Source organism: Rhodoplanes roseus, from assembly GCF_003258865.1.
Taxonomy (GTDB): domain Bacteria; phylum Pseudomonadota; class Alphaproteobacteria; order Rhizobiales; family Xanthobacteraceae; genus Rhodoplanes; species Rhodoplanes roseus.
On sequence record NZ_NPEX01000217.1, the window covers coordinates 1 to 10041 of the forward strand.

Annotated in this window: 10 protein-coding genes and 1 pseudogene; 8 read left to right on the top strand and 3 right to left on the bottom strand. The window is 70.4% G+C overall.

Annotation, left to right across the window (positions count from 1 at the left end):
• Positions 1 to 300 precede the first annotated feature (300 nt).
• Positions 301 to 684: a YkvA family protein gene (locus CH341_RS23175; RefSeq protein WP_111421356.1), complete on the bottom strand. Its 384-nt coding sequence runs from the start codon at positions 682 to 684 to the stop codon at positions 301 to 303.
• 100 nt (positions 685 to 784) lie between these two features.
• A complete protein-coding gene (locus CH341_RS23180; protein WP_111421357.1) occupies positions 785 to 1084 on the bottom strand; it encodes a 4a-hydroxytetrahydrobiopterin dehydratase in 300 nt (99 codons plus the stop codon).
• Positions 1085 to 1212: 128 nt separating this feature from the next.
• Between CH341_RS23180 and CH341_RS23185 the strand changes: the two genes are divergently transcribed.
• From CH341_RS23185 to CH341_RS23220, 8 genes are all read left to right on the top strand, one after another.
• Positions 1213 to 2331 (top strand): site-2 protease family protein, encoded by a 1119-nt coding sequence (locus tag CH341_RS23185; protein WP_111421358.1) that lies wholly within the window; start codon positions 1213 to 1215, stop codon positions 2329 to 2331.
• A gap of 135 nt (positions 2332 to 2466) precedes the next feature.
• Positions 2467 to 4065: a TAXI family TRAP transporter solute-binding subunit gene (locus CH341_RS23190; protein ID WP_170149773.1), complete on the top strand. Its 1599-nt coding sequence runs from the start codon at positions 2467 to 2469 to the stop codon at positions 4063 to 4065.
• Positions 4066 to 4133: 68 nt separating this feature from the next.
• Positions 4134 to 4859, top strand: a complete 726-nt coding sequence (locus CH341_RS23195) for a prolipoprotein diacylglyceryl transferase (protein WP_111421360.1) — start codon at positions 4134 to 4136, stop codon at positions 4857 to 4859.
• A complete protein-coding gene (locus CH341_RS23200; protein ID WP_111421361.1) occupies positions 4834 to 6261 on the top strand; it encodes a radical SAM protein in 1428 nt (475 codons plus the stop codon). Before CH341_RS23195 ends, CH341_RS23200 begins: the two co-directional genes overlap by 26 nt.
• Complete coding sequence (locus tag CH341_RS23205; protein WP_111421362.1) at positions 6258 to 6530, top strand: hypothetical protein; 273 nt, start codon at positions 6258 to 6260, stop codon at positions 6528 to 6530. The genes CH341_RS23200 and CH341_RS23205 overlap by 4 nt, the downstream gene beginning before the upstream one ends.
• A 10-nt stretch (positions 6531 to 6540) precedes the next feature.
• A complete protein-coding gene (locus CH341_RS23210) occupies positions 6541 to 6783 on the top strand; it encodes a hypothetical protein (protein ID WP_111421363.1) in 243 nt (80 codons plus the stop codon).
• A 131-nt stretch (positions 6784 to 6914) separates the two neighbouring features.
• Positions 6915 to 8741, top strand: coding sequence for a translational GTPase TypA (typA, locus tag CH341_RS23215; protein WP_111421364.1), 1827 nt, complete (start codon positions 6915 to 6917; stop codon positions 8739 to 8741).
• A gap of 158 nt (positions 8742 to 8899) precedes the next feature.
• Positions 8900 to 9454 carry a Uma2 family endonuclease gene (locus CH341_RS23220; RefSeq protein ID WP_245431213.1) on the top strand — a complete coding sequence of 185 codons (555 nt, stop codon included), beginning with the start codon at positions 8900 to 8902 and terminating at the stop codon, positions 9452 to 9454.
• Between the two features lie 105 nt (positions 9455 to 9559).
• Here CH341_RS23220 and CH341_RS34385 read toward each other — a convergent pair.
• Positions 9560 to 10041 (bottom strand): annotated as a pseudogene (locus tag CH341_RS34385) (hypothetical protein); the annotation flags it as partial.

Below are 10041 nucleotides of genomic sequence, written 5' to 3' on the forward strand. Positions count from 1 at the left end.
TGGACTGGGCCGCGGCCGGCGAGACCGGGCCGATGCCGAAAACGGCGGCGCTCCCGAGCAGGACCGCGAGTGCGGTCGCGATGCGCCCGGCACCCCCGTGGCGAGACGCGGATCGGCGTGCGGCCGCCCCTGCGGGCGACCCAGTGCGGACTTGGTATCCCATTCTCAACCCGTCACAATCCCCGAGCGTGATGCTACTCCGGACCGCCGCGCGCGCCCAGGGCACGCTCGCGTCGAGGAGAACCGCATGTCGAGAACGCCCCGGCGCCCCCGCGCCACTGTGCCCCGATTCGCCGCTCTCTAGCGCGCCATTTCGTCGAGGGCGTGGCGGGCCGCGGCCCGGTGGTCGGGCGACAGATGGGTGAAGAACAACCGCACCACCGTGGCGATCACGGCGGCGTCGTCGGTGAAGCCGAGCGCCGGGATGAAATCGGGCACCAGATCGGACGGCAGGACGAAATAGGCCAGCGCCCCGAACAGCGCCACCCGCACGTGGTGCGGCGTCGCCCGGTCGAAGGCGCAGTAATAGGCGGCGAGCAGATCCTCGGCGAACGGCACCTTGGTGACGACGCGCCGCAGCTTCGGCCAGAAGCCGCGCCGCACCGTCTCCTCGTCGTGCTCTGCACGCGATTCGGCGGATGCTGCTCCGAACTCCGACCCCACCGACCCCGCGGCCTCGACCATCGCGTCGTCCTCGCTCTGCGCGCCGATCCGGCGCCACCCCTGACGTAAGTGCGCGCGGCGCGAACGCAACCCGCCGGATCGGTGGGGGGAGACCGGGACCCTAGGCGGCGGCGCCCGCGATCTGGTCCATGGCGGTCGCCAGCGCGACGTCGCGCTCGGTCACGCCGCCGGCATCGTGGGTGGCGAGCGTCACGGCCACGGTCCGGTAGACGTTGGACCACTCCGGATGATGATCGAGCTTCTCGGCGACGAGCGCGACCCGCGTCATGAACCCGAAGGCGGCGTTGAAGTCCGGAAACGTGAACGTCTTCGCGATGGCATCGCGGTCCGCGACATCCTGCCAGCCCGGCAGGCCGGCGAGCGCCTCGCGGCGCCGCGTCTGGCTCAGTCGCTCGATCATGATGGTGTCTCCCGGTTCGTCGTCGTCGCAGCGTCTGGTGCGCCGGCACCCGCGATCATATGTGCCTGGAGACGGGTTTTGGCGACGGCTCCGCGTCGCGGTCGTCGCAGGCCCCAGGGGAGGCGCAGATGCCGTGGTCGGTGAACATCGGATCGATCGCCGGCACCGCGGTGCGCATCCACGTCACCTTCGTCCTGTTCCTGGTCTGGATCTTCGCGGCGAGCTGGGCGCAGGGCGGCGCCGAGGCGGCGTGGAGCGGCCTGGTCTTCATGATCGCGGTGTTCGCCTGCGTGCTGGCCCACGAGTTCGGCCACATCTTCGCGGCCCGCGCCTTCGGGGTGACGACGCCCGACGTGACGCTGCTGCCGATCGGCGGCGTGGCGCGGCTCGAGCGCATCCCCGAGGCGCCCGGCGAAGAGTTCCTGGTGGCGGTCGCCGGCCCGGCCGTCAACGTCGTGATCGCCTTCCTGCTGATCGTCGTGCTCGGCGCCGACCCGGCGGCCCGCAACCTCTCCGCCATCGAGAACACCACGGTGTCGCTCGCCGACAAGCTGGCGGCCGTGAACATCTTCCTGGTGCTGTTCAACATGATCCCGGCCTTCCCGATGGACGGCGGCCGGGTGCTGCGGGCCCTGCTGGCGATCAGGCTCGGTCACGTGCGGGCGACCGAGATCGCCGCCTGGATCGGCCAGGCCACCGCCTTCGCGTTCGGCTTCATCGGGCTGTTCTCCAATCCGATGCTGATCTTCATCGCCATCTTCGTGTACATGGCCGCCACCTCGGAGGCGCAGCTCGTAGCCATCCGGGCGATGTCGCGCGACGTGCCGGTCTCGGCCGCCATGATCACGCAGTTCGCCACGCTGACGCCGGACGAGCCGATCGAGGCGGCGATCGAGACGCTGCTGAGCACCAGCCAGCAGGAGTTCCCGGTGGTCGACGGCCAGCGCCGCCTGTTCGGCGTGCTCAGCCGCGCCGACATGATCCGGGCCCTCAAGGAGGTCGGCCCGCAGGCGCCGGTCTCCGGCGTGATGACCACCGACATCCCGGTGATGAGCCATCGCGGCCGGCTGGAGACTGCCTTCGCGATCCTGCAGGAGAAGCAGAAGCCGGCGGTCGGCATCGTCGACGCCGGCGGCGGGCTCATCGGCCTCGTCACCTCCGAGACGGTCGGCGAGATGCTGATGGTGCGCGACGCCCTGCCCAAAGGAACCCGCATGGGCCCGTGGGGCCGCGCCGCCGGGGCGTGAGCCGAGCCCCCGGGCGGTCCGATCCTTCTTTACCGTGCGGACCGAAGGTCCGGGCCGCTGGGGCGCTCCGCCTTTGCGCCGCCGCATCGTCGTGCCCACATGCAACGGACCCGTGTCGCTCCGGAGGCCTCCCGCATGCCGTCGCCCCTCCGCCGCATCGCCGCCGCCATGGTGGTCCGCGACCGGACGACGGGCACGCGCTCCGGCCGGACCCGCCGCCGCCTGCGCATTCTGCTGCGCCAGACCCCGCTGATGCTGCTGCTCGGCCTGTTCGTCGTGACCGGGCTGGTCGCCGCCGCCTTCTACGTCTCCGACCGTCCGACCACGTTGCGGATCGCGGTCGGCCCGCCGGGCAGCGAGGACGCCAAGCTGGTCCAGGCGATTTCCCAGCAGTTCGCCCGTGATCGCGGCGCCACGGTCCGGCTGACGCCGGTGGTGAAGGAGGGCCCCGGCGCCGCCGCCCGCGCCCTGCAGGCCCGCGAGGTCGAGCTGGCGGTGGTGCGCCGCGACGTCGCCTTCCCGGCCTCCGGCCAGGCCGTCGTGGTGATGCACGACAATGTCGCCGTCCTGGTGGTACCGGCCGAGGGCTCGATCGCCGCCGGCGGCAAGCCGGCCGCGGCCGTGGCCCCGGCGGCGACCGACAAGCCCAAGCGCGGCGCCAAGGCGCGCAAGACCCAGCCGCCCAAGGCGCCGCCGGAGCCGCAGAAGATCGACAGCATCGAGGGGCTCGCCGGCCATCGCATCGGGCTTGTCGGCCCCGGCATGGGCGACCGCGAGGTGCTGGAGGCGATCCTGCGCCAATACCAGGTGCCGATCGACAAGGTCACGGTGGTGCCGCTCGACCCCCGCGACGTGGTGACGTCGCTGCGCAACAATCCGGTCGACGCCGTGCTGGCGCTCGGGCCGGTGGCGAGCCCGCAGGTCGCCGGCGCCATCGCGGCCTCGAGCAACGGCCGCACCGGGCCGACCTTCCTGGAGATCGGCGCCTCCGAGGCGATCGCGGCGCGCTCGCCCGTCTACGAGGAGGCCGAGCTGAAGGCCGGCGTGTTCGGCGGCCAGACCCCGCAGCCGCCCGAGACCGTCGAGACCATCTCGTTCAAGCATTATGTCGTGGCTCGTCGCAGCGTGCCCGAGGACACGGTGGCGGATCTCACCCGCCAGCTCTTCGCGGTGCGCCAGCCGCTCTCCTCCGAGTTCCCGATCGCCGCCCGCATCGAGAAGCCCGACACCGACCGCGACGCCGCCGTGCCGGCCCATCCGGGCGCCGCCGCCTATATCGACGACGACCAGAAGACCTTCTTCGACCGCTACAGCGACTTCATCTATCTCGGCGTGATGGCGGTGTCGGGCGTCGGCTCCGGCCTCGCCTGGCTGGCCAGCCACCTGCGCGCCGACTCGCGCGACCGCCATCGGCGGCTGATCGAGCGCCTGCTGGCGCTGCTCAAGAGCGCGCACGCCGCCCAAAACCTCGACGACCTCGCCCGGCTCGACCAGGAGATCGACGACATCCTGGCGCGGGTGCTGCTGCCGGGCGACAAGGCCCCTCTCGACCACGGCTCGCTGACCGCCTACGCGCTCGCCCTCGACCAGGTCCGCATGGCGATCGCCGAGCGGCGCACCGAGCTGGGCGGCGACGCGGCCCGCACCGGCACGCCAGCGGCACCGGCGGCGGAACCGACCGGCACGGCCGTGACGCGGCTGCGGATCGCGACCTCCGACGCCGACGGGACGTGATTTCCACGAGACTTCCGGCGCCGGTCGGGTAGGATTCCGCCGTCCTTCCGGAACCACCTGCGCGAACCATGTCCGGGCTTGCGGTCCACACCCTGTTCGACGTCCTCGCCTGGATCGCCGCCGGGGCGGCCGCCTTGTGGCTGACCCGAGTGCGCAAGATCGCGTTCCCGGCCGCGACCACGGACCTGCCCTACCTGGCCGCCTTGATCCTCGGCGCCGGCACCGGCGCGGTGCTGTTCGGCACGCTCAACATGATCGTCTCCGGCGTCCCGGCCGTGGCCCGCTCGGTGGAGGGCGCGATCGCCGGCGCGATCCTGGCGGTCGAGCTCTACAAGCAGGGGATCGGCCTGCATCTGCGGACCGGGGCGCGCTTCGCGCTGCCGCTCGCCATCGGCGTCGCGGTCGGCCGCATCGGCTGCCATCTCGCCGGCCTCGAGGACTTCACCCACGGCACTCCGACGGCGCTGCCCTGGGCCCACGATTTCGGCGACGGCATCCCGCGTCATCCGGTGCAGCTCTACGAGAGCGCCGCCATGGCGCTGTTCGCGATCGTCTATGTCGTCAACGTGATGAACCGGGACGCCGCCTGGATCGACCGAGGGTTCTATCTCGCGGTCGGCTTCTACGGCGCCCAGCGCTTCGTCTGGGAGTTCCTGAAGCCCTATGGCACGATCCTGGGCCCGTTCACGGTGTTCCACCTGCTCTCGGCCGCGCTCGTGGTCTGGGCCGTATACATGCTGAGCACCGCGAAGAAACCCGGAGATGCGAATGACCGCGCCGTCGCGGAGATCTAGGCCCTATGTCTTCTGGGGCCAGACCACGTCGCTGTGCGAGACGTGCCTGGAGCCGGTGCCGGCCAAGATCCAGATCGTGGACGACGAGGTCTGGTACGAGAAGCGGTGTCGGACGCACGGCGTCCAGTCGACCCAGATATCGACCGACTCCGCCTACTGGAAGAAGTGCAAGGACTATATCAAGCCCGGCGACACGCCGCTCGCCTTCCAGAGCCGCACCGAGCACGGCTGCCCCTACGACTGCGGCCTGTGTCCCGATCACGAGCAGCACTCCTGCCTGGCGCTGATCGAGATCAACGACCACTGCAATCTCACCTGCCCGGTGTGCTTCGCGGAGTCGTCGCCGCAGCGCACGACGCATCTGCCGCTCGCCACCGTCGAGCGCATGCTCGACGCGCTGGTCGCGAGCGAGGGCGAGCCCGATCTCCTGCAGATCTCCGGCGGCGAGCCCACGCTGCATCCCGAGTTCTTCGCGATTCTCGACGCCGCGCGAAAACGACCGATCCGGCACGTGATGATCAACACCAACGGGCTCGTGCTGGCGCAGGACCCGGACTTTTGTGCGCGCCTGGCCGAACGCAAGCGCGGGCTCGAGGTCTATCTGCAGTTCGATTCGTTGGAGCGCGACGCACTGATGGATCTGCGCGGCGCCGACCTGCGACGAATCCGGCAGCAGGCGCTGGAGAACCTGGAGCGGCACGGGATCTCGACGACGCTGGTCGTGACGGTGAAGCGCGGCGTGAACGATCACGAGATCGGCGCCATCGTGAGGCACGCGCTGACCTGGACCTGCGTGCGCGGCGTGACGCTGCAGCCCGTGCAGGACGCCGGCCGCAACGAGAGCTTCGACGCGAAACGCAATCGCATCGTGCTGTCGGACATCCGCCGCCGCGTGATCGCGGACTCCGGCGTGTTCGGCGCGGACGACATGATCCCGCTGCCGTGCAATCCGGAGACCATCTCGATCGGCTATGGACTGCGCAACGGAGAACGCGTCCTGCCGGTGACCTCCATGCTGACGCGGGAGGATCTCGTCTCGATGATGCCGAACACCATCGCGTACGAGAAGCAGCCGGCGCTGCGGCAGAAGTTCATCGAGCTGTTCTCGCTCTCTTCCGGTGCGCTCAACGCGCCGGAGCGGCTGGCCGAGTTCCTGTGCTGCCTGCCACGGGCCACCGTGCCGCCGGGGCTCGGCTACGAGAACGTCTTCCGGGTGGCGATCGTGCAGTTCATGGACCGCTTCAACTTCTGCCTCGGCGGCGTCAAGCGCTCCTGCATCCACTTCGTCACGCCGGCGGGACAGATCATCCCGTTCGACACCTACAACCTGTTCTACCGCGACGGCTCGATCGACGGCATCCGGGCGCGCCGCGCCGCCGCCCGCGCCGAGGCGCCGGCATGACCGAGACGGGCCGCACCGTTCTCCTGACCGTCCTGATCGGCCTCCTGGCGCTGCCGTCCGGGCTGTGCTCGGCCTTTTTCACGGTGGCGGGCGGCGCGATGCTGTTCGAGCCGGATCCGCTCGGGCGGAGCATCTCCGTCGTCATGCTGATCGGCTCGGGGATCGGCTGGATCGTCTGCATCCTGGTGCTGCTCGGGGCCCGGCGGCTGCGGCGGGCCGGGGCCGCGCCGCCAAACGCCGTACCGGGCCCCCCGGACCGACAAGCGTGAGGAGAATCCCATGGCCGTGGTGCTGATTCTGCTGGGAATTCTCCTGCTCCTGCCGGGTCTCTGCGCCGGAGCCTTCGTCGTCGCCTTCGGGCTGAACGAGGCCAGGACCCTGGCGGATCCCGAGCTGATCCTCTTGTGGCTGATCTGCTTCGCCGTGATGGCCGCCGGTATCTTGACGATCCGGGCCGGGCTGCGGCGGAGCCGGGCCGGGCGGACGGCCGCCGGCCGTCACGGCGGCGATATGCCGACCTGATAGAGCGCGCTGCAGAGCCGAAATCCGTTCCTGGTCCGTACCGGCCCATTGCCTCCGGCCGGTCGTCGTCTATATTCCGGCCCAAATGTCGCGGGCCCTCTGGCCCGCGTTCCGTTTTTCGAAGGACCCCTATGAAGCTCCGCAACGTCGCCATCATCGCCCACGTCGACCACGGGAAAACCACCCTGGTCGACCGGCTGTTGCAGCAGTCGGGTTCCTTCCGCGAGAACCAGCGCGTCGCCGAGCGCGCCATGGATTCCAACGACCTGGAGCGCGAGCGCGGCATCACCATCCTGGCCAAGGCGACCTCGATCGTCTGGAAGGACGTGCGCATCAACATCGTCGACACCCCGGGCCACGCCGACTTCGGCGGCGAGGTCGAGCGCATCCTCAACATGGTGGACGGCGCCATCGTGCTGGTCGACGCCGCCGAGGGCCCGCTGCCGCAGACCAAGTTCGTGGTCTCCAAGGCGCTCAAGATCGGCCTCAAGCCGATCGTCGCCATCAACAAGGTCGACCGGCCGGACGGCCGCCCCGACGTGGTGGCGAGCGAGGTGTTCGACCTGTTCGCGGCGCTCGACGCCTCCGAGGAGCAGCTCGATTTCCCCGTGCTCTACGGCTCGGCCAAGGAAGGCTGGATGGCGCCGAGCCTCGAAGGCCCCAAGGAGACCATGGCGCCGCTGCTCGACCTGATCCTGAGGCACGTGCCGGAGCCGACCATCGAGCACGGTCCGTTCCGCATGCTGGGCACCATCCTGGAGGCGAATCCCTATCTGGGCCGGATCGTCACGGGCCGCATCACGTCCGGCACGATCAAGCCGAACCAGCCCGCCAAGGTTCTGGACCGCAACGGCAAGATCGTCGAGACCGGCCGCATCTCCAAGGTGCTGGCCTTCCGCGGCCTGGAGCGCCAGCCGGTCGAGGAGGCGGTCGCCGGCGACATCGTCTCGGTCGCCGGCCTGCCCGAGGCGACCGTCGCGCACACCATCTGTTCGCCCGAGGTGTCCGAGCCGCTGCCGGCCCAGCCGATCGACCCGCCGACCCTGTCGATGACGTTCCGGGTCAACGACTCGCCGCTCGCCGGCACCGAGGGCGACAAGGTCACGGGCCGCATGATCCGCGACCGCCTGCTCCGTGAGGCGGAGGGCAACGTGGCGCTCAAGGTCAGCGAGTCGGACGAGAAGGACTCGATGGAGGTCGCCGGCCGCGGCGAGCTCCAGCTCGGCATCCTGATCGAGACCATGCGGCGCGAGGGCTACGAGCTCTCGGTGTCGCGCCCGCGCGTGCTGATGCAGCGCGACGAGGCCTCCGGCGAGATCCGCGAGCCGATCGAGGAGGTGGTGATCGACGTCGACGAGCAGTTCTCGGGCGTCGTCGTGCAGAAGATGTCGGAGCGCAAGTCCGAGCTGATCGAGATGCGCCCGTCCGGCGGCGGCCGCACCCGGCTGGTGTTCTACGCCCCGACCCGCGGCCTGATCGGCTACCAGGGCGAGCTCCTGACCGACAGCCGCGGCACCGCCGTGATGAACCGCCTGTTCCACGGCTACGCCCCCTACAAGGGCGAGGTGCAGGGCCGCCGCACCGGCGTGCTGATCTCCACCGACGCCGGCGAAGCCGTCGCCTATGCGCTGTGGAACCTGGAGGATCGCGGCCCGATGATGATCGAGCCCGGCTGGAAGGTCTACCAGGGCATGATCGTCGGCGAGCACACCCGCGACAACGACCTCGAGGTCAACGTCCTCAAGGGCAAGAAGCTCACCAACATCCGCACCACCTCGAAGGACGAGGCCGTGCGCCTCACCCCGCCGATCCGGATGTCGCTGGAGAAGGCGCTCGCCTACATCCAGGACGACGAGCTGGTCGAGGTGACGCCGAAGTCGGTCCGCCTGCGCAAGCGCATCCTCGATCCCAACGAGCGCAAGAAGGAAGAGCGCCGCAAGGTCGCCGAAGGCGTCTGAGCCGGGACGGCTTTCGCCGCTCCTCGCGTCGATCCTCGTGGTGAGGTGCTCGCCGAAGGCGAGCCCCGAGCCATGAGGCCGCCAGACGGGGCGGCCCCCGACACCGCCGCGACACGCGCTCCCTACCGGCCGGCGGTTGCGGATGTTATCGTCTGCCCATGAACATCCCGCTGCGCACGATGATGACGGTGGATGCGTTTCTCGCCTGGGCCGCGTCCCAGACGGAGCCGCAACGCGCCGAGCTGATCAACGGGCAGATCGTCATGATGGCGTCCGAGCGCCTGAGGCACAGCCGCGTGAAGGCCGCGGTCTATGTCGCTCTCCGTCAGGCCGTGGCGAACGCCGGGATCATGGGCGAGGCCTTCACGGACGGTCCGACCGTTCCGATCGACAGCTTCACGGCCTACGAGCCCGACGCCATGGTCCGCTGCGGCGCGCCTTTGGACGGCGACGGCATGATCGTGGCCGACCCGGTGATCGTCGTCGAGGTGATCTCGCCGTCGTCGGCGCACAGCGACACCAGCGCCAAGCTGATCGGCTATTTCAAGCTGCCCAGCGTGCGGCACTACCTGGTCGTCGATCCGGACGCCCGCAGCATCACGCATCACGCCCGCGGGGCCGACGGTGCGGTCGCGGCGACGACGCTGACCGACGGCACGCTGCGGCTCGATCCGCCCGGCCTGATGGTGCCGGTCGCCGGACTTTTCGCCTGACGCATCCATCGCGGTCGACCCGCGGCTCCACCGCACCGTCCGGCGGACCACCCGGCGCGAGGCGGCGGCGCACCGCCGCTCGCCGCGCCGGGCTGCCCGGCCGGGTCAGCGGAAGAACAGCTTCTTCTCTTTCACCGGGGCCGGCTCGGGCGGCTTCTTCTCGGCCTTGGCCGGCTCGACGTCGGGCGGGCCCTCGGCTGCCGGCACGAAGTCGGGCGCCGGGATGTCGGGCGGCTGCGGCAGCACGATGACGTTCTCGGCCGGCTTCGACTCCGACTTGATCTCCGGCTTTGTCTCCGGCTTGGGCTCGGCCTTCGCGTCGATGATCTTCGGCTCCGCCTTGGGGTCCGGTTTCGGCTCGGCCTTCTGCACCGGCTTGAGGTCCGGCCTGGAGTCGGCCTTGGGCACCGGTTTCGGCTCCGTCTTGGGCTCCGGAACGGGCGGCTCGCGCCGCACCGTGCGTCCGGCCCGCGGCGTCGGCGTCTCCACCGCGGGCGGCGGCACGTCGAGGACCGGCGGCGGCGCGGCCCGGCCGGGCGGCGGCAGCGGGATCGGCTTCTCGACCTCGGCCTTGGGCGGCACCTCCG

Coding starts and splice junctions, on each gene's coding strand:
- CH341_RS23175 (WP_111421356.1), bottom strand. CDS start 684: ATGGTCGAGGCCGCGGGGTCGGTGGGGTCGGAGTTCGGAGCAGCATCC.
- CH341_RS23180 (WP_111421357.1), bottom strand. CDS start 1,084: ATGATCGAGCGACTGAGCCAGACGCGGCGCCGCGAGGCGCTCGCCGGC.
- CH341_RS23185 (WP_111421358.1), top strand. CDS start 1,213: ATGCCGTGGTCGGTGAACATCGGATCGATCGCCGGCACCGCGGTGCGC.
- CH341_RS23190 (WP_170149773.1), top strand. CDS start 2,467: ATGCCGTCGCCCCTCCGCCGCATCGCCGCCGCCATGGTGGTCCGCGAC.
- CH341_RS23195 (WP_111421360.1), top strand. CDS start 4,134: ATGTCCGGGCTTGCGGTCCACACCCTGTTCGACGTCCTCGCCTGGATC.
- CH341_RS23200 (WP_111421361.1), top strand. CDS start 4,834: ATGACCGCGCCGTCGCGGAGATCTAGGCCCTATGTCTTCTGGGGCCAG.
- CH341_RS23205 (WP_111421362.1), top strand. CDS start 6,258: ATGACCGAGACGGGCCGCACCGTTCTCCTGACCGTCCTGATCGGCCTC.
- CH341_RS23210 (WP_111421363.1), top strand. CDS start 6,541: ATGGCCGTGGTGCTGATTCTGCTGGGAATTCTCCTGCTCCTGCCGGGT.
- typA (WP_111421364.1), top strand. CDS start 6,915: ATGAAGCTCCGCAACGTCGCCATCATCGCCCACGTCGACCACGGGAAA.
- CH341_RS23220 (WP_245431213.1), top strand. CDS start 8,900: ATGAACATCCCGCTGCGCACGATGATGACGGTGGATGCGTTTCTCGCC.